Origin of the sequence: Paenibacillus sp. GD4 (assembly GCF_030846225.1) — a bacterium.
Taxonomy (GTDB): Bacteria; Bacillota; Bacilli; order Paenibacillales; family NBRC-103111; genus Paenibacillus_G; species Paenibacillus_G silviterrae.
The window spans coordinates 896577-921924 of the sequence record NZ_JAVCYK010000001.1 but is presented as its reverse complement, the minus strand read 5'-3'; the positions used below and the strand labels follow the sequence as shown (position 1 = coordinate 921924).

Sequence of the window (25348 nt, the reverse complement as noted above, 5' to 3'; positions counted from 1 at the left end):
TGCCGCTCTGCGGCGCAAGCAGGTTTTTTTGTTTGCGTGGAAGTGGAATGGGCCATAATGGGAAAGGGAGGTGCTTAGTCATGGCAAAAAGCGATGAACTGGTCAAATATGTCACGCAGCGGGTCGTTCAATATATCGAAATGCCGAAGGAGGTTCGCAAACAGGTGCGGGCCAGTCAGCGTGAGGGACGCGAGCACTGGGAAACCCGGTGGTTCGGGATGCTTCCGCTGGCGCTGCGTATGTGGACAAAGCCTTTGAGGCATCGGCTGGCGAGGGACAAGCAGGATGAATAAGGCGGAAAATAAAAAAGGAAAAGCTTCTCAGCTCCTTTCGGAGGGATTGGGAAGCTTTTCTATATAGGGAAAAGGAGGAGAAAAACCTAAGGGAAGAAATAACCTGCGGCATCCATCGCTTCAAACGGCAGGAACCGTTCGTCATCCTGATGAACCCGCATATACCGGCTGCTGTCGGACCATTCCTGGAAGCCGGTAACGGCAAGCGGAACGGTAATCCGTCCGTCAAACAGCTCCGCTGCGAAGGTGAGCCTCCGCTGACTTACCAGGTCAGCTTTCAGTTCCTGATAAGGATGATGTACCTGCCCGCCCGTTTCGCCCGGCTCCACTACCCACGGCAGCTTCGCGTAAGGATCAAACGGTGCGGTCGTACCTGTTTCTATTATTGTATGCGCAGGCTCCGGTTTTGTGAACGCATTCATGGAGCCGGACAACATCGATTCTTGGAGAACGTCTTTGGTCAGAGGCAGCAGCTCGCCGGTCTTGGCGTCGATGTACAGCGGCTCGCCGGAGTTGCCTTCTAATGTCAGCTCCCATACCGCCTGCAGCGGACTGACATACCATCTAACTAAGGAGGAAGGGATAAGTTCCTGCTGCATCAAGGTTTGATACAGCGTTTGAAAGCTGAAGAGCGGATATTCGCCGTTGCCGTATTCCGTTAACTGATACGTACCCTCTTGCGCGGCGTGAACGATCATATAGCCGATTTCTTGGCCGTTCGATTTAACCAGAATGACCCAGCCATGGGAGCCCGGACCTAGCGGGTAGCTTGTCCACGTAGCTTCCTGCCAAGACTCGAAGCCCTTCTGTGCGGCAAGCTGCTGAAAGAACCGATTCACCGCTTCATTCAGCGAGGGGGCTACGGGCAGCTGCTCATTTGGCGGGAGCGCCTTTTGGACGGCTTGCTGTATGGCCTGCTGCTGCGAAGACACGGAAGGCACCGCCTCGGGCACAGCCGAGGAAGTGAGCGGCCACACTGCCAGGAGGCTTGTCCCCAGCAGCAAAACAGCCAGCCGTATCGCTTGAAATTTCATCATAGTTCACCTGCTTGCGTTTGGATTTGGTGGGTAAAGGCCCTGGCCCTATGCGCTTGCCGGCGAGAATATGCCTTTATTGTAAATCATATGCCGGTAAAAAGTTTGTTAGAACTTGTAGGCGGCTCCAAAAAAGTTTTCCCTATATTGTGCGTTTGTTCGCACATTTCGCTAGGAGATGGCTCCATTCGCAGCCGGGAAATGAAACAAACCGCAGTTGATGACGGAAATATGGATCCGCGGCTGGTACTGCCATTCGATCTCTTGCTCGCGGCCTTGATATTGGGCTTCGATTTCCGGCCTTTGTTCTTCCTCTGCAGCCTGCAGCAACGGCTCATAGTAGGCTCGGATCCGATCCAGCTCGTCTTGAAGACGCAAATTCGCCTCCTCCGCCCAACGATGGTCATATCCGCTAAGCTTTTGCTCCAGATGCTCCTCCAGGAACAGGACAGCGCGCTGCAGAGCGATCTTGTCCGGTGTGACATACACGTGATTCGGCAGTCTGGGTGTCATTTTCTTCGTACGAATACTATCGTGAAACCTTTCTCGAATTTCTCCGGTTTGCAGATGGATCCCGATGGAATGGATCTCGCTTCGCTTCATATCGCAGGCCAGCTCTACCTTAAAGTTCACGGCAAACCAGGATTCGTAGGGCTTCGTCGGCGCGTTCTTCGGCTGCTCCGGCACATAAGCCTCGAACAACCGGACAAACCTTCCCTTGCTTCGCACGGCAGCGAAGATTTGCTCGAGCCTGCGGCTCCCGAAGGTCAGCTCGTCCCGCGGGATCCGGGCCGTGAAGCTGGTCGGCACGAAGCCGAAGTAGCGGCCGAGAATGCTGTCTCCTTGCTGCGGCGGAGCGCCGGGCGCGGGCTGCCCCGATGCAACGACCGGCTGACCGGGCGCCGCCGGTGCTGTTTGCGGGGCAGCGGCAGGCTGGACAGGGGCCATGCCTGGCGGCGCGGCCGCCGGAGCCATGCCGGGCATCATGCCCTGGGGCTGAGGGTGCAGCTCGCGGTAGGCTTCGGGCTCGAAGATGAGGGTGCAGGTCATCGTTTCCGGCGTTACGCCGGTCCGCTCGACGAAGCTCCAGTAGTAAGGGCGGTGATTCAAGTCCTTATCCGCGGAAGGGGAGAGCTTGACCGTCACGTAAGCAGGGTGTTTCTCGACAATGTCGCATTGCTCCGCCTCCAGATAACGCATCACATAGCTTCGAATTTGCTCCGTTTGCATCATGGACGAGTGTCCTCCCTTCCCTCGGTCACGGTCTGCCCTACCGCGCTAAGCATGGTGGTAAGCCGGCTTGCTTCCGAGGCTTCCTGCTCATACTCATCCTTCACTTCATAGAAGGAGCGTCCAAGATCATCCATCTGCTTACGAATATCGTCTTCGCTGCTCGAGGTGAGAATGAGCTTCGCGAGATGAGTCTCCAGTGACGTCTTCTTCTCGAAGCGTTCCAGAATCGTGTCCAGTCCTCCGATGACGAGCTCGAACATGTTGATTTTTTCATGAAGGAGGTTTAGAATGTGCTCCTCAATCGTCCCGGTCGTGGACAAATTGTAGATCTTCACATCATCCTTCTGCCCGAGACGATGAACGCGGCCGATCCTTTGTTCCACGCGCATCGGGTTCCACGGCAGGTCGAAGTTGATCATATGGCTGCAGAACTGCAGATTGATCCCCTCGCCGCCGGCTTCTGTTGCTATCAGCACCTGGGCGCGGTTGCGGAACAGGTCCATCATCCAGTCCTTTTTGCCCCGGTTCATGCCGCCGCGGTAAGGGACCGCCGTTATTTTGTGTTCTTTCAAATATTGAAGCAAATATTCCTGTGAGGCTCGGTATTCCGTAAAAATAATGACCTTATCATTGATCTGCTGAATCAATTCGATGACTTTATTCGCCTTCGTGTTAGACTTGATGCTTCGAATGAGCTCGACGAGCTCCCAGATTTTGGCCCGGAGGGGCGAATCCTCAGCCGTTTTCTTGAACAGGTTCACGAGGGTGATAAACACGGCGTCACGGCTTGAGCACACCTCCCGCTGAAGCGTCACCAGCGCTAGAATGCTGCTGATATCTCCGGCTGCATCCTCGTATCGTCCCTTGACGAAGTTCGTGACGCCGTCGTAAAGCGCTTGCTCCTCCGGAGAAAGCTGAAGCGGGATGTTGCGGACGATCCGCTTCGTAAAATTCACGTTGCCGTCGCTGCGGCGGTTGCGGATCATGACCTTGGACAGCTCCTGCTGCAGCTGGTCCTCGTTCTTCGGAACGCGCTTATCGACCACGAAGTTGGCTTGAAAGCTCGTTTGTCCTCCTAATTGGCCGGGCTTCAGCAGGGTGATTAGATTGTACAGCTCCTTCAGGTCGTTCTGCACCGGAGTGGCGGTCAGAAGGAGACAATATTTTTTACGAAGCTCATTTATGAATTTATAGTTGGTTGTTTTCTTGTTCTTCAGCTTGTGCGCCTCGTCTACGATCAGCATGTCGTACTCGAGTCCGAGCACGATGTCTCTATGAGGATCGCGCTTGGCGGTATCCATGGAGGCTACGACGATATTATTCGATGCCCACATGTATTCCTTCTTTTGCGCTACGGCGGGGATGCCGAACTTCTGATTCAGCTCCCGGACCCATTGCAGCACCAGGGAAGCGGGGACAAGAATAAGGGCTTTGGTCACCAGCCCGCGGATCATGTATTCTTTTAATATAAGGCCGGCTTCGATCGTCTTACCGAGTCCCACCTCATCGGCGAGTATGGCGCGTCCCCGCATCTCGGTGAGCACCTTCTTGGCCGTATCGATCTGATGGTCCATCGGTACCAGATTCGGGAGGTGAGTAAGGCACTGGAGCTCGTCGAAGCTGCGAATCAGCCCTGACTCCTCCGCCTCATACGCAAGCTGGAACATGGTCCAATCGTCCCAAGGGCCGTTTTTCAACGCTCTGGCGTGCAGCTCCTCGAACCACTCTCTGTCAAAATGAAGCTGCACATGGTCGTTCAGTTGTCGCACGTGTTCTTTTGACTGGGTTGATTTCATCGGTGCACTCCTTTGCGGTCTGCGGATATCTATCAGAGTTAAAATTTAGTATGTACGAAAAGGGCGGCTTTCAAACCAAACGCGAATGCATTATGATGATAGGTAGCGTTCTGCCTTTTTGGCAGGAGGTGCGGTAAGCAGGACAGAAGGAGTGAGCAGATTATGAAGGAAGAGGTATGGCGTTTGGTTGATTCGGGAGCATGCTCTCCCGCTTATAATATGGCGCTGGATGAAGCGATTCTTACCGCGCACAGTGAAGGCTTGGTGCCTCCGACCGTCAGATTCTACGGCTGGTCGCCTGCGTCGCTATCGATCGGGTATTTTCAGAAGGCGGAAGGGGAAGTAGATCTCGAGCGCGTGGAACGGGAGGGGCTCGGCTTCGTGCGAAGACCGACCGGCGGCCGTGCGGTGCTGCACGATCGGGAGCTGACGTACAGCATCATTGTGGCTGAGAGCTATCCGGGGATTCCGCGAGGAGTAACGGAGGCCTACCGGGTGTTAAGCGAAGGGCTGCTGCTCGGCTTCCGGCACCTGGGGCTGGATGCTGCGATGGTGTCCTTGGCGTCGGAGGAGGAGCAGCGTCAGTACGCGTCGATGGGCTCGGCGGCTTGCTTCGATTCGCCTTCATGGTACGAGCTGGTTGTGGAAGGCAGGAAGGTGGCCGGCAGTGCGCAAACCCGGCAAAAGGGTGTGGTGCTGCAGCACGGCTCGATTCTCCTCGAGCTGGATGTGGAGCAGCTGTTCGGACTGCTTCGGTTCCCGAGTGAGCGGGTGATGGAGAGGATGAAACAGCAATTTGTTAAAAAGGCTGTCGCGATCAACGATATCCTGAGGGACCTAGGTCGCCCGGCGGTGGAGCTGGATCAAGTGAAGGAATCGTTTGAGAGAGGGTTAGCCGAGGGGCTGAACGTTCGGTTCGAGCGGGAAGAGCCGACCTCGTACGAGGTGGAGCTCGCGGAACAGCTTGCGGCGGAAAAATACGGACATGCGGAGTGGAACCTTCGGAGATAGCCTTTAGGGGCTTCTCCGAAGGTTTTTCTTCTTTATTGCGGTATTGTGGATTCAAAGGCTTGCTGCAATCGCTTAGTAACGGGGCCGGAAGTGCCTTGGGCTATGGGACGATTGTCGATCGAGACAACGGGTGTGACTTCTACGGTTGTACCGGTTATGAATACTTCGTCGGCATTGGCCAGCTCGTCTAATGTGAACGCATGTTCATGGACCGGGATCTCCAGCCGGTTCGCCAGCTTCAGGACGACGGCTCTCGTAATGCCGTGCAGGATCAGGTGGTTGGCCGGATGTGTGTAAACGGCGCCGTCTTTAACCATCATGATGTTCGAGGCGCTGCATTCGGTTACCGTGCCGCTGCGATGGAGAATGACATCGGAGGCGCCTTGGTCAAGGGCATGCTGCTTGGCCAGTACATTCGGGAGCAAATTCAGTGTCTTCAGGTCGCAGCGGAGCCAGCGAATATCTTCCATCGTTACTGCGGCAATTCCTGATTCCATGGTGTTTAGAGGGCGTTTCACCTCGGTCGTATAGGCCATGAGTACAGGTTGGGCGTCCTGCGGGAAAGGATGCTGCCGCGGGGCGGTGCCTCGAGTGATCTGGAGATAGACCGTACCCTCCAACAGCTTGTTCAGTTGAATAAGCTGGAGGACTTGCTCCTGAAGCTTGTCCGTGTCGGCAGGAAGGGGGATGCGAACCTCCTTTGCCGTCCGATGAAGCCGGTCCCAATGTCCTTGCGGCTCATAAAGCTGTCCGTTATAAACGCGAAACACCTCATAAATCCCGTCGCCGAAGTAGTATCCGCGGTCCTCCGGAGAGATATGGAGTTCCTCCTTAGGAAGAAACTTGTCTTGATATAAATACATAAGGGCCTCCTGAATAGGTTCTGTTATGTTGGTGAGAACATATGTTTGATGCCTGTTTTAAAGCGTGGTAAGATGTATTTAGGGTAGCAAGGGTACACAAAAATGTCAAAGATGAGGAGGAATAAAGAGAGAAAAATCACAGACTTGTTATTGCGGACACAATATATTGTATAGTATCATTGTAATTACATACTACATATTGTGATTCCTATATAGGGATATATTTTCGGGAGGGTTCCGGGTGAAGACGATGCAGCGTATGAAGCTTGAGGGGTTAAGCGAGAAGATTTTTTTAGACCGTTACGCTATGAAGAAGGCGGACACGAGTGCGACTGCGGTTGGGGACACGGTCCTGGTACTGACGAAGGATGATCCGAAATTTCCGGCCAAAGAGGTCGGCGAGGTGATCAGCCGTGAAGGGCAATCCGTGAAGGTAAGGCTAAGGAATGGAGAGCTGGTTGATTCCTCGGTGGAAAAGCTTACGCTTACCGTTGAGACGACACCGGAGCAAATGTGGGACCGTCTCGCTTCGGCCATGGCTTCCGTTGAGGCTCCGGAGAAGCGCAAGGAATGGACCGAAAAGTTTCGCTATGTGCTGGACGATTGGAAGCTGGTTCCGGGGGGCCGCATTGCTGCTGGGGCAGACGCCAGCGACGAGCTGACCTTGTTCAACTGTTACGTCATCCCTTCGCCCAAGGACAGCCGGGGCGGGATCATGGCTACGCTGTCGGAGATGACCGAGATCATGGCACGCGGAGGCGGCGTAGGGATCAACCTATCCTCATTGCGCCCGCGACGAGCCATCGTTAAAGGTGTGAACGGTTCCTCCAGCGGAGCGGTGTCCTGGGGCGGCTTGTTCAGCTACACCACGGGTTTGATTGAACAGGGGGGCAGCCGGCGCGGGGCGCTCATGCTGATGATGAACGACTGGCATCCCGATGTCGTGGACTTCATAACCGTGAAGCAAACCATGGGGCAGATTACGAACGCGAACCTCTCTGTCTGCGTCAGCAACAGCTTCATGAAGGCGGTGAAGGAGGACCTGGACTGGCAGCTGTTGTTCCCGGATACAAGCGACCCGGATTATGATGAGCTATGGGACGGGGACCTTGACCGCTGGAGAAAGCTGGGCAAGCGTGTAGTGGAATATCGTACGGTCAAGGCCCGCGAGGTCTGGCACACGATCATCGAATCCGCTTGGAAGTCGGCTGAGCCGGGCGTCGTCTTTATGGAGTACTATAACCAGATGTCGAACAGCTGGTATTTCAACCCGATCATTTGTACGAATCCGTGCGGAGAACAGGGCCTGCCCGCGTGGGGAGTCTGTAATTTATCCGCCGTAAATTTATCGAAGTTCTATGATGCCGACAAGCATGATGTGGACTGGGATGAGCTTGGACGGGTCGTACGATATTCGACGCGGTTCCTCGATAACGTGATCGATAAGACGCCTTATCATTTTGAGGAGAATCGTGTCAATCAGCAGGGGGAACGCCGTGTCGGGCTTGGGACGATGGGCCTCGCCGAGCTGATGATTAAGCTCCGGATCCGGTATGGCAGTCCCGAATCGCTGGCATTTCTTGATAAGCTGTACGGGTTTATGGCCAAGGAAGCTTATCTGGCCTCGTCGGAGATCGCTGAAGAGAAGGGGGCCTTCTCCAACTTTGAGTCCGAGCCGTTCTTGCAGAGCGGTTTTATGAAGAACATGGTTGCGGCGTACCCTGAAGTAGGCGAAGCCATTAAGCAAAAGGGAATGCGTAACGTTACGGTCATCACTCAGGCGCCGACGGGCAGTACGGGGACGATGGTGGGCACTTCCACGGGAATTGAGCCGTATTTCGCTTTCGAGTATTATCGCCAAAGCCGTTTGGGCTATGACAAGCAGCTAGTACCGATCGCTCAGGAATGGATGGACCTGCATCCCGGAGAGGAATTGCCGGATTACTTCGTAACCGCAATGAACCTGTCGGCGGAGGATCATATTCGAACACAAGCGGCCATTCAGCGCTGGGTGGACAGCTCCATATCCAAGACAGCCAACTGTCCGGCTGATTTTACCGTGGAGGAGACCAAACGACTGTATGAGCTGGCGTTTGATCTAGGCTGCAAAGGCGTCACCATTTATCGCGACGGCAGTCGGGACGTTCAAGTGCTCTCTACCGAGAAGAAGGAAGAAGAGAAGGAGAAGGAGAAAGCGCAGGAAGCAAAGGATACTTCCTTGCCTACGGCTGCCGAGGTTCTTCCTGTTACGGAACGGGTGATCGATAAGGAATACAAACGCCGCCCTCAAGTGCTTCGGGGCGCTACGTATAAGATCAACACGCCGTTTGGCATGGCGTACATTACCATTAACGATATGAACGGCAGTCCGAGTGAGATCTTCCTCAATGTCGGCAAGGCCGGCTCGGATGTATTCGCGATGTCGGAGGCTCTGGGCCGAGTCTGCTCGTTATTCTTGCGTTATGGAGATCACGGAAACAAAACGCAGCTGCTTATCAAGCATCTGAAGGGGATCGGAGGCTCTGGCGCCATCGGCTTCGGGGTGAACCGGGTCGAATCCATTGCCGACGCTGTGGCGAAGGCGCTTGAGATGCATGGAGAAAGCTATGATGCTGCGGATGCTTATATCACGGCTACCCGCGAGGTGATAGGGGCGGAATCGGAAAGTGTTGCTGCTTCGGCACCGGCGGTTCAAACCTCGCTAGACCTTTGCCCTTCCTGCGGCTCGGCATCGTTGGTCAATACAGAGGGGTGCAAGTCCTGCAGCCAGTGCGGTTATAGCAAGTGTAGTTGAGGGGTACGAGCGAATCTATTGTTCCATAAAACAAAAACGTTCGCGCGCGCGTGCGATTTTTCATAATAAATAGGAAAAGTTCAATTGGATTGGGAAGCTAATTTCATATTCCATGGGAAATTTATATATATTCAGTTAGGTGTATAGAAATCAGTTTAACAGTCCGTATCTCGATGGTACGGACTTTTTTTGCTTTCTTTAAAATTGACAATACCTTATTAAGAATTTGATCTTTTTTTCTACCACCGACCAATTAACTGGATGGTATTCCCATGACCCTCGTTTAGGCGATATTTTCCAACAGCATTCAGATATATATCAATTTCTGTCGGACGTCACGGCTGCTTCTTTGTTTCCGCGGCCAAAATTCACAAAGCAGGGTTTGTTAATCACAGAGAAAAGGCGCTATCGCCTAAAATGGCGGCGCCTTATGACCTATTGAGCATTTGAGTTAAGGATTTGTACATCGAACTTCGGCTCGATCGACATTTGTGGATAGTCCTTACGCCAATCCAATGATTTCCAGATATCAGGATGGAAAGAATAGATCTTTCTTCCGATACCGAGAACATCCGAATTTGCTTTTTGTATCGTCTGAATCGTTGCTACAGCCCTTTCTTCCAGATAACTGTTCAATTGTTTTTCCATTTGATTAACATAATCCGATTTCAGCATAACCGCTTGCTGCCCGAGCTTATATGCATTGATTTTCAATTTGACACTTACGATAACCTTCGGCAATTCATTGGATCCAGGATGAATTGTAATCCTTGAAACACCCTTTTTGACCGAAAATGCATACTCTGTGCTATTCATATGTCCGGTCAGCAGTTGTTGTCCGATGCCTGACACAGAACGGCCGCCCACCTTGTGTTTATTGAAGTTTTCTCCTAACAATAACATCAGCATTTGGACTTGTTCCTTGCTGAGCTTCTCCTCTGCCTTCGTTCCTTGTCGGAATAAGAGAGCGCCGCTGAATTCCAGTTCTGAATTCGACTGCCTTATTACAGGCAATGCGATGTCTTCCAAAGGCTCTTCCCTGGATAGTATGAAATGCATCATGGAAACGTTAGGTATGATTCGACTCGCTTCCAAATTCATAATAAAATGATGCAATGTTTCCGTAAAATTTTCCCTATTAAACGATTTTGTTTGCATAAGTTTAGATATTGAACCTTCGAATATAACGACCGGAGTGTTGATCGATGCATAAGGAGCGTGAAGCAAAAAAGCAAGCTGTCCGATTGGATCCCGAGAAACAAAGCTTTCACTTAATAAATAGATTCTATTGTGGATACCAAGAAATGGACCTTTATCAAAGTAATCCCCTTGTCCGACCGCTTCGACAAAGCTTGGTCCTTTTAGCGGCGTTGTCTCGGATTTGGGGTCTCCTTCTCCCTGTCCTGCCTTATTGAGTTCTGTGACGACGTAATTGAGCAATACTTCACCGCTCTTCTCATTCAGATCCAAGCACGCAACGTCAACTAAATGAAGATTGCGCAGCGGCTTTTGATCCCAACAACCGGTGCATACCAGCAACAATATGAATACGACAGCCGCTTTTATCATCTTAAACCCGCCTTTCCCCGAGCTAGAGAGACAAGCAGCAAAACGGCCGGCACACCAGATATAATAAGGGTACTAGCTTTGTTATGATAATCGGCAAATCCTAATAACGTTTGGCGGTCGGAGAACCATACCCCAATAGCAAAACAAACAAACGCCAATATCCATACGAGCAGAACATGGTTTCCGAGCTTCTTCCCTAAGGTGGAAGCCAAAAACCGTGCAGACATAAACAGATAAACATAGATGGTAACTAAGGACATTGATAACCAAATGACCATAAATAAAATATCCAGATTTTGCACCATTGGCCATTTGAATTGACGGAGAATGAATACCATCGGTTCGGTGACAAGGTCCATTTGAGGTTCACTGAAGTTGTACAACACTATGGCCGAGATCAGAACATAGAAAAAGGTCGTAAATCCATTAGCTATGGACATGCCAATTAAGATCTCCTTGTTGCTATGCCTCTTAACAAAGGGGAAAACGTACAGAAGCATTTCATATCCTGCGTACGCCCAAAAAGCCGGAACAGCATCCTTTATAATGGGCCCCAGACCATGAGATCCGACTGGCGCAAAATGAAGCCAATCGCCCTTCCCCAACCCACTAATACATACGATCACAAAGCAAATCATAAACATCAAAATGCACGTTTCCGTAATGACGGCTATAGACCGAAGCGAAGACGAAGCGATATAGGCAGCGGTCGCACCCATAAGTGCAATAATTACAAACCATGGTGTTTTAAATAACACCCAACGGTTGATGAAATCGGCATAAGAAACTAAAACCATGAGAGATGACTCAATAAAATACAATGCGAATAAGACGTTTATTGTTACTCCTAACGGTTTTCCTGTAATCTCCGTTACATATTGGGGAAAAGGACGGTCTTCATATCGTTTTCCCAGCAGGTACACGATGAGGATCACCAATTGAGCGATCAAACCTCCTAGCAGTACCGACATCCATGAGTCATACCCCGAATTACGGGACTCTTCATAAGGAATCGTTAGCACTTTGGCACCTACTTGGGTGAAAATAACAAGACAGATCAGCTGCTTAATGGATATTTCTTTCAGATGAATCATTCATTCCATCCCCTTGGAGACTCGATTCTCATCTCGTCTTTAGCTAAGCTTTCCTTCGGACGCTCTTTCAAGCTCCCGAGCGGTCCTCTAAAAAGCGTATCTTTGATTGAACCTCCTAGAAGCCCTGAGTAAAAATACGGGATGCCCATGGTGTTCAAACGGGCCAAATGCGTTAGTATCAAGAGAAAGGAAAGCTCCAAGCCAATAAACCCGAATATCGCGCACAAGATAATGTTCGGGTACGCTAGTAATCGTACCGTACTTCTCATTTCGTAAACTGGAATAACAAAAGAAGCTACAGCTGTAAATGCTACTACGACCACCATCATATTGGAAACCAGATTCGACTGAACCACGACGGTACCGATGACGATACCGCCCACAACTCCGATCGTCTGGCCGACCGGATTAGAAAGACGGATTGTCGCCTCTCGCAGGATTTCCAGTGTGGCCAACATAAATATCGCTTCCATTACGGGAGGCATCGCAATATATTGCATGGAGCTTTGCAATGTTAGAGCAATTTCAAAAGGGATAATACGGGGGTCGAACGTGACAAGGGCAACGTAAGCTCCAGGCAAGCTGAACGCAATAATAAAGCAGACGATGCGAAGTATCCGTAAGGCGCTGCCAAACATCCAGTCAATTTGGTAATCATCCGGGGATTGAAAGAAGGCCCAGAAGGAAACAGGAGTGATCAAGCAATCCGGGGAACCATCGGTCAAAACCGCAATTTTCCCGTCCATCAGGTAAGACCTCACTCTATCCGGCCTCTCCGTTACAAGGATTTGGGGAAACAACGAGAACTTACTGTCTTGCATCATCTCTTCTACAAAACCGGGCGATTCAACGTAGTCAATATCGATATTACCAACTCTTCGATCAAGCTCCTTTACTACCTCTTCGTTGGCGAGCGAACGTAAATAGAGTACAGCCATTCTCGTATTCGATCTACGGCCGAGTTGATAGAATTTTACGACAAGGTCTGGCGTTGCAATCAGCTTGCGCAGCAAATTCAAATTCGTATTCATGTCTTCAATCAAAGCGTGGTGTGAACCTCGCAACACCTTTTCATTTACCGGAACGTTTATTGAGCGTTCCTTATGAAGCGCCGCGTCAAGTAGATAAAGCCTCGCCTGACCTTCGATTTGCAGTACAGTTTTCCCTTCGATCAATGCTTTCGCTGCTTCGGCAAGAAGCCCCGTTTCGCTATAATCCAGGATAGAGACAGCCTCCCGAACGCTTACCTCCGGTCTTTGAAGCAAAGGGCGGATAATATGCTCTTGCACCACGGCAAGCTCGATCATCGTGTCCAAATAAAACAATCGATACCGGTGTTCGCCGGCCGTGAATTCACTTGATTTGAAGTCAGAGCTATGAGATAACATGGCATGCAATGACTCTTCGTTTTTGTCCAAAGACAGATCGACGTTCATGAATTGGTACCCGTCCTTCCCATTCCGGAAAGTTTTCCCTATGTTACCCACAAATTCCCACCCTTATTCCATGAGTTGCGAAGGTCCGATCCAAACTTTTTACGATACTCATGCGTCATACTTGTGAAATGAAAACAACGTTGCTTAGGAGAGGGGTGGTACTTAATAAATGAGTACCAGCATGGAACAAACACTTATTCGCTGTATCACGGAAAACAAAGAGATGGTATATCGGCTGGCTTTCAGCTATGTAAAAAATAAGGAAGACGCACTTGATATTGTTCAGGATTCCATTCAAAAAGCATTTGTATCGTTAAGCCAACTAAAGTCAGAGAAATCTATTAAGAGCTGGTATTACAGGATTGTCGTGAATACCTCGCTGGACTTTTTAAGAAAGCAAAAAAGGCTTCTTCCTGTAGATGAAGCAACCTTAGAAATGCATGCTCCGCTAACAGAAGATGTGTATTCGGACATCGATTTGAAAAGGGCTTTGAATGATCTGCCTCCTGCCTATCGGATCATCATTGTACTTAGATATTTTGAAGATTTAAAAATAGAAGAGATAGCAGAGATCCTATGTGAAAACAAGAACACCGTAAAAACTCGATTATATCAAGCACTCGGCAAGCTGCGATTCAAAATGAAGGATGAAGCCATGGAGGAGGTTCAATAAAATGAATAAAGAGTTGGAGAGCTTGAAGCAGGAGTATCAAAATATCCCTATTCCAGACGAATTGGATTTTATAGTGAAGAAAGCAATCAAGCAGGGAAGAAAAAGTAACGGAAGAGTAAGATGGATGACCGCAATAGCCGCAATGGTTATTGTCATGACAGGATTGAATACCAGTCCTACCTTAGCGAATACATTGTCTGGAATCCCCGTGGTAGGTTCTTTGGTAAAAGTGCTCACCTTCAAGCAGTTTCAAGTGGATGAAGAAAATGCCAAAGCTGCGATTCAAGTACCTGCCATGACCAACCTTGATAATACTACGTTGGAAGCTTCATTAAATAATAAATATCTTGAAGAAGGAAAGAACCTATACGATGAATTTATGGTAGAACTGGAGAATTTAAAGCAAAATGGAGGCGGACATGTAGGGCTAAGCAGTGGTTATGTAGTAAAAACCGATAATGAGCACATCCTTTCCATCGGCAGATTTGTAGTGAATACCGTGGGTTCCTCCTCCACAAAATTCAAATACGATTCCATCGACAAGAAGAAACAAATTTTGATTACCTTGCCTAGCTTATTTAAGGATGACCGTTATATTCAACTAATCAGTGAGAATATAAAGGAGCAAATGAAACAGCAAATGAAGGCAGACCCGAAAAAGGTCTATTGGGTAGAAGGTGTCCCCAATCAAGTGAATTCCTATTTTACAACGATAACAAGAGATCAGTCCTTTTATATTAATAATGAGGGGAAACTGGTCGTATCTTTCGATAAATATGATGTTGCGCCCGGGTATATGGGAGTCTTAGAGTTTATCATTCCTACTACTGCGCTTGCTGATGTGTTAGTCAGTGACGAATATATCAAAAACTAGAGTGTAAGCAGGAAAAAGCATTGAATAGAAACGTGCCGGCGCCGTTCCTTCGCTGCCGTCGCTGACCGAAGTGGAAGCACGATAGCTGCATACCCATCAAAATGATATGGTCCCTCTACCTAGCGAAGTTGCCTGAATGTAATGTCTAAGGTAATAGGCTGCCGGGCGGCAGCCTATTTGCCGTCTTACAGGTTTCATTGAAAATCAGCTACTGTCCATTTTTTCTGCGAACGGTTATGGATTCTCCTGCTATTCCCCAATTATCGGTGCTAACCTCATCAATTACCACAACTGTGGTATTCGGGTTTTTGCCAAGTACATCCACTAGCAATTGAGTCGCTCCCTTAATAAGCAATGCTTTCTTTTCCGGAGTTACATTCTCATTTGTTATTTTGATATTTACGTACGGCATCATATCACTCCTATTGATTTCTCATACTGGCATTCTTCTCATAATGAATTCCTGTTGCAAGCAAACATGCACCAACCAAAACTACTATTCCTGCCCCGGTTAAAGCGGAATGAAAGTTATTACTGTTCGATGATAAAATTCCGGCAATGGTCGGTCCTATCATTTGTCCAATCGCATAAACAGCTGTTAAATAGCCAATGCTTCGACTGCTGTTATTCGGGCTCATTTGACGTACTAATGTCGTAGCAAGGGTTGTTATCCCCATAAACGTCACGCCAAATAAAAAAGCACTTAAGACTAGACCCGTTTCGGACATGATAAGGACAGGAATAACAATACCAAGTGATTGTAAAACCATGGCAAGCAGTAAGGATCTAACGAATCCCCGTTTTTTGCCTACGGATGACCAGATAATACACGAAGGAGCAGCGGAAAGTCCTACGATCATCCAAACGAAAGTAGCATCCCAGCTAAAGCCTGGAGTCTTCTCGGCAATGGATACGATAAATGTACCTGTGACAATATACCCTAATCCTTCTAATCCATAGGCTGCAATAAGCCATGGAAGCCATTTGACTGGGGGTACCTGCTTATGAATTTGTGGTTTGAGCTTCCGGTCATGGATAATGTGCGCATCTTTAAGCCATATCCATACGAAGAATGTCAGGATAACACTAATGCCGGCCAAACCTATCCAGGAGCCTTCCCACTTGAATGCCCGATGTAAACTCGGAATGATCAGCCCTGTTAAAAAGATTCCAAGTCCTACGCCTCCGTAGAAAAAGCCTGACCAGTTTGTTTTGTCTTTAGCCGCAAGTTGATCTAATACTATGCTTGAAGCGAGGACAAACACGAAAGCACTGGCAATTCCGGATAAAAACCGAAGGACATACCATAGCAAATAAGAGTCTCCTAATCCCATGTAGGCCGTAGTTAAAATACTGCCAATCAAACTTAAACGTAGAACCATCGTTCTATGCCGGTGTAAAGGAATAATGCCTGTCAACATAGCTCCAAGTAAATATCCTGCGTAATTACTTGTAGCAAGATAACCGGCAACTTCATTTGAAAAAGAGAGATCATTTTGCATAAGGGGAAGAATGGGAGTATATGCAAACCTTCCAATCCCCATAGCAATGATTAATGAAAATATTCCTCCTACTAACAGTTTGGTCAATTCCTCAACTCCCTATAAAAATTGCCTCAGCTGTATTATATCCCTGTTTGGCTATATGCTATAATACGGAAAATAGATAATGGCCATCTGTAATACAGATGGCTGCCGGAGTCATGTCACTAGGGGGAGATCCATATGGATTTACACGCATTAAAAGTTTTTCAGTTGGTCGCCCGGATGGGCAGTATTTCTAGTGCGGCACGAGAACTGAATTTTGCCCAATCCAACATCACCACGAAAATTCAACAATTGGAAAACCATCTTCAAACGACTCTGTTTTATAGAAATAATCGCGGCACTACCTTAACACCTAAAGGAAAGATGTTACTGACCTATACGGATAAAATTTTTCAGCTTATAGATGAAACGAATAAAGCGATGAAAGATGAGGAGACTCCGAAAGGTCCCTTGATTATTGGATCGATGGAGACCACTGCTGCCGTTCGCTTACCTTCACTGCTTTCAAAATATCATCGCGAATATCCCGATGTAGACCTAACGTTACTAACAGGACCAACGGAACAACATATTCAAGGAGTACTTCAATACGATCTGGATGGAGCCTTTGTGGCGGGACCCGTAGATCATTCTGATTTGATTCAGAAGAAACTCATCGAAGAGGAGCTGGTGCTCATTACTGATATGCTGCATCCGTCCATGTCATCGATAAAGGATATTCGGACTCGAACTCTGCTTGTATTTCGTTCAGGATGCTCTTATAGAGCCAAACTGCAGCAATGGCTCCACCAAGAGGGTATAACCCCAAATAAAATTATGGAGTTCGGTACACTGGAAGCCATCCTCGGATGTGTATCGGCAGGTCTAGGGGTCAGCATGCTTCCTCATGCTGTCGTTGAAAAATATGTACAAGACGGGAGTCTTAAACAACATCCCATTCCGAACCCATTCGGAAAAGTTGACACGGTTTTCATCTACCGAAAAGATACATTTATGTCTACATCGTTAGTGAGATTCATGGATATGTTTGGTTCTTAAAACGTTAAAAGAGTACACTATGCTAAAGAAATACTTTCTTATAGCATTCATCAGAAATCGTTATGTTTAAGATCGTCTTTTTTTCTGACGAATATGGTATAGTTTCCATAAGGTGTTTTAATACTTACGGGTATGGATTAACGGCAGCCCGTCAGATCATGATATCGCAATTTTGAACTAATGTGGGGTGGAGAGCGTTGCAATTACAGGTAAATAACAGTCCGTTTAACCAGGAGCAGGTTGACCTTCTGAATCGACTTCTTCCGACGCTGAACGCGACGCAAAAGGTTTGGCTTAGCGGATACCTCGCCGCGTCGGCACCGATTCAGACAACCGGCGGCACTCTCAATGAGTCACATCCGGCGGGTGCTCCGGCAGTAAGCAAGGAAGTGACCATCTTGTACGGCTCACAATCCGGCAATGCGCAGGGGCTTGCGAAGAAATCGGCAAAAGTGCTTGAGGCGAACGGGTTTCAAGTCAACGTTTCGTCGATGAGCGATTTTAAAACGAATCAGCTCAAGAAGGTGCAGCAGCTTCTCATCGTTGTCAGTACGCATGGGGAAGGCGAGCCGCCGGATAATGCAATCTCGTTCCATGAGTTTCTGAATAGCAAGAGGGCGCCGCAGCTGGATGGTCTGAAATTCTCGGTGCTGGCGCTTGGCGACAGCTCGTACGAGTTGTTCTGTCAGACGGGCAAAGATTTCGATACCCGTCTCGAAGCGTTGGGCGGAACCCGTCTGTATGAACGGGTAGATTGCGATGTTGACTACGACGAGCCCGCAGCGGAGTGGCTGCAAGGCGTGGTAAACCGCTTGAAGGAAGGACAGACGGGAGCGGGAACTGCATCCTTAGCTGTTCCGACAGCTTCGGCCGGGATCGCATCGGAATCCGCATACTCCAGAACGAATCCCTTTCCGGCGGAAGTGCTGGCCAATGTGAACTTGAACGGCCGCGGTTCTAATAAAGAAACCCGCCATATTGAGCTGTCGCTCGAGGGCTCCGGGCTCACTTATCAACCTGGCGACAGTCTTGGCATATACCCCCACAACGATCCGGCGCTTGTGGATCTGCTGCTGGAACAAACGAAGTGGGATCCTGATGCGCAGGTTGCCATCAACAAGCAAGGGGAGCTCCGACCGCTCCGCGCGGCGCTCATCGAATATTTTGAGATTACGGTCCTAACGAGACCCTTATTGGAAAAGTTAGCGCCGCTGGCCGTGAATAAGGAAGCTCTTGAGCTGCTGGAGGCCGGCAACGAAGAGAAGTGCAAGGCCTATATTCACGGACGCGATCTGGTGGATTTCATCCGCGATTATGGCCCGTTACAAGGCAGCGTTCAAGATGTCGTTACCATTCTCAGAAAAATCCCTGCAAGGTTATATTCGATTGCCAGCTCGCAGGCGGCGAATCCCGACGAAGTGCATTTAACTATCGGAGCGCTTCGTTATGATGCGCATGGGCGTGAGCGTAAAGGTGTCTGCTCCGTCCTTTGTGCAGAACGTCTGCAACCTGGGGATACAATTCCGGTATTCATCCAGCACAATTCGAACTTTAAGCTTCCGGACGACCCGGGTACACCGGTCATTATGGTGGGACCGGGCACAGGAATCGCACCTTTCCGCTCCTTCATGCAGGAGCGCGAGGAGATGGGCGCTACCGGCCCATCCTGGCTGTTCTTCGGAGATCAGCATTTCGTGACCGACTTCTTGTATCAAACCGAATGGCAGCGGTGGATCAAAGACGGTGTCCTGACCCGTATGGATGTTGCGTTCTCCCGCGATACGGATGAGAAGGTGTATGTCCAGCATCGTATGCTTCAGCATAGCAAGGAGCTGTTCGACTGGCTTGAGCAGGGCGCGGCTGTTTATATCTGTGGGGATGAGAAGCATATGGCCCGGGATGTACACCGGACGCTGGCGGAAATTATCGAAACGGAAGGCAGCATGAGCAGAGAGCAAGCGGAGGAATATTTAGCGGCGTTACAGAAGAACAAGCGATATCAGCGAGACGTGTATTGATTGTGGATCGAGAGGAGTGTTAGTTAGCATGGCGAATACGAAATTAAGCAGGCCAGAGGGATCCCCTAGCGATGTCGAGCGCATTAAACGCGAAAGCAATTATTTGCGCGGCACCCTGGCTGAATCGATGCTGGAGCCGCTTAGCGCCGGTATCTCTGATGACGATAACCGACTGATGAAATTCCATGGCAGCTACTTACAGGACGATCGGGATTTGCGGAACGAACGACAAAAGCAAAAGCTCGAGCCCGCCTACCAGTTCATGCTGCGTGTACGTATGCCCGGCGGCGTATGCCAGCCGGGGCAGTGGCTCGTGATGGATGAATTAGCCCGGAAATACGGGAATGGCACCTTAAAGCTTACAACGCGGCAGACGTTTCAAATGCATGGGATTTTGAAATGGAACATGAAAAAAACGATTCAATCGATCCATCAAGCGCTGCTTGATACGATTGCTGCGTGCGGGGATGTAAACCGGAATGTCATGTGTAATCCGAACCCGTATCAATCGGACATTCATGCTGAGGTGTATGAGTGGTCGAAGCGGTTAAGTGACGATTTGCTGCCAAGAACGAGAGCATATCATGAGCTCTGGTTGGATGAAGAGCTCGTAGCCGGGACTCCCGAGCAAGAAGAGACTGAGCCGATGTACGGTCCGCTCTATTTGCCGCGGAAGTTTAAAATCGGCATTGCGGTACCGCCATCGAATGATGTGGATGTCTACTCCCAGGACTTAGGGTTCATTGCGATTATCGAGGATGGACGGCTCGCAGGCTTCAACGTTGCCATCGGCGGAGGAATGGGGATGTCGCACGGCGACAAGGAAACCTATCCGCAGCTCGCGAAGGTGATCGGCTATTGCAAGCCGGAGCAAATCTACGACGTTGCCGAGAAAATCATTACAATCCAGCGCGACTACGGCAATCGGTCGCAGCGCAAGAATGCCCGTTTCAAGTATACGGTGGATCGGCTCGGGCTGGAGAACGTGAAGGAAGAGCTGGAACAGCGCTTGGGCTGGAGCTTAAGCGAGGCCAAGCCGTATCACTTTAACGATAACGGCGACCGGTACGGCTGGGCGCAGGGCGTTGGGGACAAATGGCACTTTACGATGTTCGTCCAGGGCGGACGCGTAACGGATGCCGAAGGCTACCCGCTGATGACCGGCTTGCGTGAAATTGCCAAGGTGCACACCGGAGATTTCCGCTTGACCGCCAATCAAAACCTCATTATCGCCAATGTAACGCCGCAGAAGAAGGCAGAAATCACGGAGCTGCTCGAACGCTATGGATTGAATGACGGCAAGCGTCATTCCGGTCTCCGCCGCAGCTCGATGGCCTGCGTGGCGCTGCCTACCTGCGGATTGGCCATGGCTGAAGCCGAGCGTTATCTGCCTGTGCTCATCGACAAAATCGAGGGGATTCTGGACGAGAACGGGCTTCGGGACGAGGAAATTACGATCCGGATGACAGGCTGTCCGAACGGCTGTGCACGCCATGCGCTGGGTGAAATCGGTTTTATCGGAAAAGCGCCCGGCAAATACAATATGTATCTGGGGGCCGCCTTTGACGGCAGCCGTTTAAGTAAGATGTACCGGGAAAATATCGGTGAGGGTGAAATTCTCCGCGAGCTTCAGGTGCTGCTTCCACGATATGCGAAGGAAAGAGAAAATGGGGAGCACTTCGGAGACTTCGTCATTCGTGCGGGTATCATCGCCGCGACGACTGACGGCACCAATTTCCACGAGTAAGCCATATTCTAGAAACAAACAGAAACGGCAGAAGGGCAACAGCCTTCCTGCCGTTTTTTGTGTCAAATCAGCCCTTCTTGCGTAACCAAATGCTTGTGCAGGTGCTCGGACAACAGACTATAGGCAATTACCTTATTTTTATATTGCCGCGTTATATAAATATCCCTGTTATTAATGAATGCGTAGAGAGTAACCTCGTTTTTGCCTAGCTTCGTTTCTAGGATAATAGGGGTGCCCTTATTATCCGGGTTCAAATATAGTTGCTCGGTGCCCGGCCAAATATAATGCTTTTCCATAAAGACAGCTTCATTTAATAAACGAACAATTTGAGCTTTTTCATCTCCTTCAATGTTCCTTCCTCGATAGGACACGGTGACGGTTTCCGCATTAAGTTTGATATGCACTTGAAATTTACTTACTAACCATTCTACGGAAGCCGTGGGCAGACACGTAATAAGTATTTTAATGAAACAGACGAGAATCGTCGAAATGATCAAAGCCCAAGTCATAACGTCCACCTCCTTAACGCAATGTTATTCGCAATCATGGTTTTATCTTAATACGATTGTCTCGATGAGAAACCATCCAATCATGAATAGTTTTAACCATCCATTTCACTTAGCTGTCCCTTAAGGATCTCCAAACCTTTTTTTAGTTCCTCTAAGGAATGGGTAGACGATAGTGCGATTCTCAAATATTGGCTCTGCGTACCGGCCCCGCTCAAAAATCGATCTGAATGATAGACGCGAATCCCCTTGTCCAGAAAGAAGCTCTCGATGTGTGACGCATTACCCTTACCCGAGAAGGGCAGCCATCTATAAAAGCTTAACGGATGTCCCGTGTTATGTGAAATCGGGAAAAATTCTTTAAATAGGTTGTTGGCCGATTGCGCCAGCCGGATTTTTTCCGCAACGATGGCATCCGCTTTACCGGATATTATAAGTTCTGTAATGATCTCGGCATCCAACGACGACGTCTTGACGTTAACATTAAAAATCGCTTCCCTAATCTTTTCTTGATACGCATCGCCAAACACCATATAGGCAATCCGGAGACCGGAACAGATGGACTTGGAGGTGCTGCAAATATAAACCGTTTGCTCCGGAAGCAGCTGAAACATGGGCTGTCCGTAATCCTCACGGATACCTGCTGCCAGAAACGCATGAATATCATCTTCAATGACTATCAAATGATGCTTTTGAATAATAGCCGCGAGTTCTTTTTTGCGTTTTTCCGGAATCATGACAGTAGTAGGATTAGAACAAGAAGGCATCAAAAATACGCCGTGCACATCCAATTGAAGGCATTGATGCTCAAGCTCATCCGGCAGCATTCCGTGCTCGTCACCGGGAATCGGTACTAACTGAATATGAAACATTCTCGAAATTTCTATAAAATTCGCGAAAGTATAAATATCAACGGCAATCCGGTTTCCCGGTTCAAATAGAGCTACTAACGCAATGGCAAGTGCATTCTGTGCTCCGGAAACAATGGCCATATGTTCTGTGTCTGCATGGATGCCGAAGGCTTTCATCCATTCTAGACCCGCTATTTTTTGATGTGGAATTCCTGTAGGCTCGTTGTAATTGAAGAGCTGCTCCAGATAACGCTTCTCCGTCACTCTTTTTGCAGCTTCAGCGACCGTAGTATTCGTCTGCTCAAATGAAGCGACAAAGCCAAGATCGATACATTCCTTTGAAATCTTATCTTTTGAAATGGTGATGGAGCGAGCCGCGCTGGGGGAAACAAACGTACCGCTGCCTGTAACGGCATAAATGAGGCCTTTTAGTTCGCATAGCTTGTAAGCGCGTGTAATCGTTGTGAAGTTTATATCTAAAAAGTCGGCCAGCTCCCTTTGCGGCGGGAGCTTGGTGCCGGGAGCCAACAAGCCGTTCGTAATGTCATGCTCCAGCAATAAGGCGAGGGAACGATAGAGGGGACGCTTCAATGCCCGTTTGTCGGGCTTCCACGACATGGGGTAATCTGTAAAAGAATTTATCGGCATAGGTACCTCACAAAATTGTAATCCATACAATTATAACATTGATTGTATGGATTTTCACTGCTACTATTGCAGAATAAAGTAATCGTGCTGAGGAGATGCAAGCTACCTATGATTAACAAGAAAGAACTACAATTGGCATTTCGTACAGCCTTTCCCTCCACTGTCCCCATTTTAACCGGATTTTTATTCCTGGGGATCGCTTACGGCATCTATATGAATGTGTCGGGTTTTGGTGTGGGGTATTCTTTTCTAATGAGCCTGCTTATTTTCGCCGGTTCGATGGAATTTGTTGCCGTCCAGCTTTTGCTTGGTGCTTTTCATCCGTTAGGTGCGCTGTTCCTCACCTTAATGGTGAACGCACGTCATCTTTTTTATGGGATATCCATGCTTGAAAAGTATAGAGGGACCGGACGAAAAAAGTTTTATCTGATTTTTGGGATGTGCGATGAATCTTTCTCCATCAATTACACAGCCGCGATACCGCAAGAGGTGAATAAAGGATGGTACATGTTCTTCGTCACTGCACTGAATCACGGCTACTGGGTGGTTGGGGCTTGTCTTGGCGGTCTATTCGGATCGCTGGTGCAATTCCAATTGGAGGGGCTTGAGTTTGTTATGACAGCGTTATTTGTCGTCATTTTTATTGAACAATGGTCGAAAGAGAAGACGCATCACAGTGCACTGCTGGGTTTGGGATTATCATTGCTATGCCTTATCCTGTTTCAGAGCAGCTTTGTCCTCCCCGCCATGATCGGCATTCTCTTGATACTTACCTTGATGAGGAAGCAGCTGGAAAAGAAAACAGGTGAGAGCATATGTCAATGACGTTAGCAGAGCAAATGATTACGATTGGTATGGTCATTTTGGGAACCATGATGACCAGATTTATTCCTTTTCTTATTTTTCCTTCAGGCCGGCCGACTCCGGCTTATGTGAAGTATCTCGGCAGAGTATTGCCCTCGGCAGCTATAGGGTTATTGGTTATCTATAGTGTCAAAGATGTCCCTTTGTTATCCGGCCACCATGGTATACCTGAATTGTTCGCGATTACCATAGTTGGTACTCTGCACGTCTGGAAAAGGAATATGTTTTTGTCCATAGCAAGCGGCACTTTTGTTTATATGTTTTTGATTCAAGTGATATAACCCCAAAAATCCACTCCATTGGCTTCGGCCCGGGAGTGGATTTTGCTGTTTTACAATGCTTCCATAGGCGAACCAGGCTGAAACCATTCCAGCCGGGACTGCATATGGACTACGTCGCCGACTAATATGATGGCCGGATTGGCAACCCGGTTGAATTCAATCAGCTGCGGAATGGTCTGCAGCGTCCCGATCACGGTTTGCTGATCCTTCGTAGTTCCCCATGAGATGATAGCCACCGGAGTGTCAGGCTTTCTTCCATAGGTGATTAATTGGTCGCATATAAATTGAATATTTTTAATGCCCATATAGAAAGCAATCGTATCAATGCCTGTAGCGAGAGCGGACCATTTTTCCGGCGATATGGTATTTCCATGACAAAGATGACCGGTAACCATGGTGAAAGAGGTCGCTACCTTACGCTGAGTAACCGTGATGCCGGCATAAGCGGGCGCTGCGATACCGGCTGTGATCCCCGGTACGATTTCGTATTTGACTGAGCATGCATGGAGCGCGTCGATTTCCTCATTAATGCGGCCGAATACGCAAGGGTCTCCCCCTTTCAAGCGGGTAACCGTGTTCCCCTCCAGCGCTTTCCTCAGAATGATTTCATTAATCTCTTCCTGCTTCATCGTATGGTCGTTCGGGCTCTTTCCGCAGTAGATCAGCTCCGCGCGGGATTTCGCATAGCTAAGGAGCTCCGGGTTCGCCAACCGGTCATAAATAATGACATCCGAGCTTTGGATGCACTCAAGCCCTTTCACCGTAATTAATTTCGGATCACCGGGTCCGGCACCTACAAAAAAAACTATTCCCGCGTGCTGCATGTCGAACCCTCCTTAAAGTAATCGAATGTTTAAGCTGAAGCCATTATGTCATGATTAGTGACATGGCCTATTGTTTTTCACTATAAAGGAGATGTTCGTTTGTTTCAATACATTTTTTGAAAATAGCTAATTAAAATGGTGCTAAAAGCTAATAAAGACGAACGTTACTTATAGAGCTTGATACAAATATTTGCATGCATTCGATGTGATTGCTTGCTAGAACAGCAGCGTTGCTAGCATGTCCGCGCTTCCTGAACCGGTACAGCAAGCCGGTTGTGACGCGGATGAATCAAAGCAAAGTACTGCTCAGGATAAAAAACGAACAATTATAACATATAACATTAAAACATTCGT

At 48.8% G+C, this 25348-nt stretch carries 22 protein-coding genes; 10 read left to right on the top strand and 12 right to left on the bottom strand.

Going from position 1 to position 25348, the window contains the following annotated elements; translation table 11 throughout:
- Window positions 1-80: 80 nt before the first annotated feature.
- The gene (locus RAC89_RS04275; protein WP_306612014.1) at window positions 81-293 is read left to right on the top strand and encodes a YqzE family protein; all 213 of its coding nucleotides are present in this window, start codon (window positions 81-83) and stop codon (window positions 291-293) included.
- An 86-nt stretch (window positions 294-379) separates the two neighbouring features.
- Here RAC89_RS04275 and RAC89_RS04270 read toward each other — a convergent pair whose 3' ends face one another.
- From RAC89_RS04270 to RAC89_RS04260, 3 genes are all read right to left on the bottom strand, one after another.
- Window positions 380-1330 (bottom strand): hypothetical protein, encoded by a 951-nt coding sequence (locus RAC89_RS04270; RefSeq protein ID WP_306612013.1) that lies wholly within the window; start codon window positions 1328-1330, stop codon window positions 380-382.
- 168 nt (window positions 1331-1498) lie between these two features.
- Window positions 1499-2560, bottom strand: a complete 1062-nt coding sequence (locus RAC89_RS04265) for a YqhG family protein (protein ID WP_306612011.1) — start codon at window positions 2558-2560, stop codon at window positions 1499-1501.
- Entirely contained in the window at window positions 2557-4356 is a 1800-nt protein-coding gene (locus RAC89_RS04260) for a DEAD/DEAH box helicase (protein WP_306612010.1), read from the bottom strand. The genes RAC89_RS04265 and RAC89_RS04260 overlap by 4 nt, the downstream gene beginning before the upstream one ends.
- Window positions 4357-4518: 162 nt before the next feature.
- Between RAC89_RS04260 and RAC89_RS04255 the strand changes: the two genes are divergently transcribed.
- Window positions 4519-5367 (top strand): lipoate--protein ligase family protein, encoded by an 849-nt coding sequence (locus tag RAC89_RS04255; protein ID WP_306612008.1) that lies wholly within the window; start codon window positions 4519-4521, stop codon window positions 5365-5367.
- A 32-nt stretch (window positions 5368-5399) separates the two neighbouring features.
- Here the strand turns inward: RAC89_RS04255 and dat are convergent, their stop codons facing one another.
- On the bottom strand, window positions 5400-6230 hold the full coding sequence (gene dat / locus RAC89_RS04250; RefSeq protein ID WP_306612006.1) for a D-amino-acid transaminase: 831 nt from the start codon (window positions 6228-6230) through the stop codon (window positions 5400-5402).
- A gap of 241 nt (window positions 6231-6471) precedes the next feature.
- On the opposite strand from dat, the gene RAC89_RS04245 reads away from it, so the two are divergent.
- On the top strand, window positions 6472-9024 hold the full coding sequence (locus RAC89_RS04245) for an adenosylcobalamin-dependent ribonucleoside-diphosphate reductase (protein ID WP_306612005.1): 2553 nt from the start codon (window positions 6472-6474) through the stop codon (window positions 9022-9024).
- 435 nt (window positions 9025-9459) lie between these two features.
- On the opposite strand, the gene RAC89_RS04240 is transcribed toward RAC89_RS04245, so the two are convergent.
- From RAC89_RS04240 to RAC89_RS04230, 3 genes are read right to left on the bottom strand one after another with little or no spacing between them, the layout of a single operon-like run.
- Complete coding sequence (locus tag RAC89_RS04240; protein WP_306612004.1) at window positions 9460-10593, bottom strand: Ger(x)C family spore germination C-terminal domain-containing protein; 1134 nt, start codon at window positions 10591-10593, stop codon at window positions 9460-9462.
- On the bottom strand, window positions 10590-11687 hold the full coding sequence (locus RAC89_RS04235; protein ID WP_306612003.1) for a GerAB/ArcD/ProY family transporter: 1098 nt from the start codon (window positions 11685-11687) through the stop codon (window positions 10590-10592). Before RAC89_RS04235 ends, RAC89_RS04240 begins: the two co-directional genes overlap by 4 nt.
- On the bottom strand, window positions 11684-13075 hold the full coding sequence (locus RAC89_RS04230) for a spore germination protein (RefSeq protein ID WP_306616040.1): 1392 nt from the start codon (window positions 13073-13075) through the stop codon (window positions 11684-11686). Before RAC89_RS04230 ends, RAC89_RS04235 begins: the two co-directional genes overlap by 4 nt.
- 229 nt (window positions 13076-13304) lie before the next feature.
- Between RAC89_RS04230 and RAC89_RS04225 the strand changes: the two genes are divergently transcribed.
- Window positions 13305-13796 (top strand): RNA polymerase sigma factor SigV, encoded by a 492-nt coding sequence (locus tag RAC89_RS04225; RefSeq protein ID WP_306612002.1) that lies wholly within the window; start codon window positions 13305-13307, stop codon window positions 13794-13796.
- Between the two features lies 1 nt (window position 13797).
- Complete coding sequence (gene rsiV / locus RAC89_RS04220) at window positions 13798-14670, top strand: anti-sigma-V factor RsiV (RefSeq protein WP_306612001.1); 873 nt, start codon at window positions 13798-13800, stop codon at window positions 14668-14670.
- A 208-nt stretch (window positions 14671-14878) separates the two neighbouring features.
- Here the strand turns inward: rsiV and RAC89_RS04215 are convergent, their stop codons facing one another.
- Both RAC89_RS04215 and RAC89_RS04210 read right to left on the bottom strand, forming a co-directional pair.
- Window positions 14879-15082: a tautomerase family protein gene (locus RAC89_RS04215; protein ID WP_306616039.1), complete on the bottom strand. Its 204-nt coding sequence runs from the start codon at window positions 15080-15082 to the stop codon at window positions 14879-14881.
- A gap of 10 nt (window positions 15083-15092) precedes the next feature.
- Window positions 15093-16259, bottom strand: a complete 1167-nt coding sequence (locus tag RAC89_RS04210) for a YbfB/YjiJ family MFS transporter (RefSeq protein WP_306612000.1) — start codon at window positions 16257-16259, stop codon at window positions 15093-15095.
- A 135-nt stretch (window positions 16260-16394) separates the two neighbouring features.
- Between RAC89_RS04210 and RAC89_RS04205 the strand changes: the two genes are divergently transcribed.
- The 3 genes from RAC89_RS04205 to cysI all read left to right on the top strand — a co-directional run bounded on the left by RAC89_RS04205 (window position 16395) and on the right by cysI (window position 21020).
- On the top strand, window positions 16395-17255 hold the full coding sequence (locus RAC89_RS04205) for a LysR family transcriptional regulator (protein ID WP_306611999.1): 861 nt from the start codon (window positions 16395-16397) through the stop codon (window positions 17253-17255).
- Between the two features lie 197 nt (window positions 17256-17452).
- Entirely contained in the window at window positions 17453-19273 is a 1821-nt protein-coding gene (locus RAC89_RS04200) for an assimilatory sulfite reductase (NADPH) flavoprotein subunit (RefSeq protein ID WP_306611998.1), read from the top strand.
- Between the two features lie 28 nt (window positions 19274-19301).
- Complete coding sequence (gene cysI, locus RAC89_RS04195) at window positions 19302-21020, top strand: assimilatory sulfite reductase (NADPH) hemoprotein subunit (protein ID WP_306611997.1); 1719 nt, start codon at window positions 19302-19304, stop codon at window positions 21018-21020.
- A gap of 62 nt (window positions 21021-21082) precedes the next feature.
- Here cysI and RAC89_RS04190 read toward each other — a convergent pair whose 3' ends face one another.
- Together RAC89_RS04190 and RAC89_RS04185 are read right to left on the bottom strand one after the other, a co-directional pair.
- Window positions 21083-21529, bottom strand: a complete 447-nt coding sequence (locus tag RAC89_RS04190) for a YfmQ family protein (RefSeq protein WP_306611996.1) — start codon at window positions 21527-21529, stop codon at window positions 21083-21085.
- 92 nt (window positions 21530-21621) lie between these two features.
- Window positions 21622-23025, bottom strand: a complete 1404-nt coding sequence (locus RAC89_RS04185; protein ID WP_306616038.1) for an aminotransferase-like domain-containing protein — start codon at window positions 23023-23025, stop codon at window positions 21622-21624.
- A gap of 108 nt (window positions 23026-23133) precedes the next feature.
- On the opposite strand from RAC89_RS04185, the gene RAC89_RS04180 reads away from it, so the two are divergent.
- Both RAC89_RS04180 and RAC89_RS04175 read left to right on the top strand, forming a co-directional pair.
- The gene (locus tag RAC89_RS04180) at window positions 23134-23850 is read left to right on the top strand and encodes an AzlC family ABC transporter permease (protein ID WP_306611994.1); all 717 of its coding nucleotides are present in this window, start codon (window positions 23134-23136) and stop codon (window positions 23848-23850) included.
- Window positions 23841-24170 (top strand): branched-chain amino acid transporter permease, encoded by a 330-nt coding sequence (locus tag RAC89_RS04175; RefSeq protein ID WP_306611993.1) that lies wholly within the window; start codon window positions 23841-23843, stop codon window positions 24168-24170. The genes RAC89_RS04180 and RAC89_RS04175 overlap by 10 nt, the downstream gene beginning before the upstream one ends.
- Before the next feature lie 50 nt (window positions 24171-24220).
- On the opposite strand, the gene cobA is transcribed toward RAC89_RS04175, so the two are convergent.
- Window positions 24221-24994, bottom strand: a complete 774-nt coding sequence (cobA, locus tag RAC89_RS04170) for a uroporphyrinogen-III C-methyltransferase (RefSeq protein ID WP_306611991.1) — start codon at window positions 24992-24994, stop codon at window positions 24221-24223.
- Between the last annotated feature and the right edge of the window lie 354 nt (window positions 24995-25348).

What these genes read in the sequence shown, in the direction of transcription:
- RAC89_RS04240 (WP_306612004.1), bottom strand. Translation starts at nt 10,593, where the DNA reads ATGATAAAAGCGGCTGTCGTATTCATATTGTTGCTGGTATGCACCGGT.
- RAC89_RS04260 (WP_306612010.1), bottom strand. Translation starts at nt 4,356, where the DNA reads ATGAAATCAACCCAGTCAAAAGAACACGTGCGACAACTGAACGACCAT.
- RAC89_RS04225 (WP_306612002.1), top strand. Translation starts at nt 13,305, where the DNA reads ATGGAACAAACACTTATTCGCTGTATCACGGAAAACAAAGAGATGGTA.
- RAC89_RS04275 (WP_306612014.1), top strand. Translation starts at nt 81, where the DNA reads ATGGCAAAAAGCGATGAACTGGTCAAATATGTCACGCAGCGGGTCGTT.
- RAC89_RS04230 (WP_306616040.1), bottom strand. Translation starts at nt 13,075, where the DNA reads ATGTTATCTCATAGCTCTGACTTCAAATCAAGTGAATTCACGGCCGGC.
- RAC89_RS04255 (WP_306612008.1), top strand. Translation starts at nt 4,519, where the DNA reads ATGAAGGAAGAGGTATGGCGTTTGGTTGATTCGGGAGCATGCTCTCCC.
- dat (WP_306612006.1), bottom strand. Translation starts at nt 6,230, where the DNA reads ATGTATTTATATCAAGACAAGTTTCTTCCTAAGGAGGAACTCCATATC.
- cysI (WP_306611997.1), top strand. Translation starts at nt 19,302, where the DNA reads ATGGCGAATACGAAATTAAGCAGGCCAGAGGGATCCCCTAGCGATGTC.
- RAC89_RS04190 (WP_306611996.1), bottom strand. Translation starts at nt 21,529, where the DNA reads ATGACTTGGGCTTTGATCATTTCGACGATTCTCGTCTGTTTCATTAAA.
- rsiV (WP_306612001.1), top strand. Translation starts at nt 13,798, where the DNA reads ATGAATAAAGAGTTGGAGAGCTTGAAGCAGGAGTATCAAAATATCCCT.
- RAC89_RS04215 (WP_306616039.1), bottom strand. Translation starts at nt 15,082, where the DNA reads ATGCCGTACGTAAATATCAAAATAACAAATGAGAATGTAACTCCGGAA.
- RAC89_RS04235 (WP_306612003.1), bottom strand. Translation starts at nt 11,687, where the DNA reads ATGATTCATCTGAAAGAAATATCCATTAAGCAGCTGATCTGTCTTGTT.
- RAC89_RS04175 (WP_306611993.1), top strand. Translation starts at nt 23,841, where the DNA reads ATGTCAATGACGTTAGCAGAGCAAATGATTACGATTGGTATGGTCATT.
- cobA (WP_306611991.1), bottom strand. Translation starts at nt 24,994, where the DNA reads ATGCAGCACGCGGGAATAGTTTTTTTTGTAGGTGCCGGACCCGGTGAT.
- RAC89_RS04185 (WP_306616038.1), bottom strand. Translation starts at nt 23,025, where the DNA reads ATGCCGATAAATTCTTTTACAGATTACCCCATGTCGTGGAAGCCCGAC.
- RAC89_RS04270 (WP_306612013.1), bottom strand. Translation starts at nt 1,330, where the DNA reads ATGATGAAATTTCAAGCGATACGGCTGGCTGTTTTGCTGCTGGGGACA.
- RAC89_RS04180 (WP_306611994.1), top strand. Translation starts at nt 23,134, where the DNA reads ATGATTAACAAGAAAGAACTACAATTGGCATTTCGTACAGCCTTTCCC.
- RAC89_RS04265 (WP_306612011.1), bottom strand. Translation starts at nt 2,560, where the DNA reads ATGATGCAAACGGAGCAAATTCGAAGCTATGTGATGCGTTATCTGGAG.
- RAC89_RS04205 (WP_306611999.1), top strand. Translation starts at nt 16,395, where the DNA reads ATGGATTTACACGCATTAAAAGTTTTTCAGTTGGTCGCCCGGATGGGC.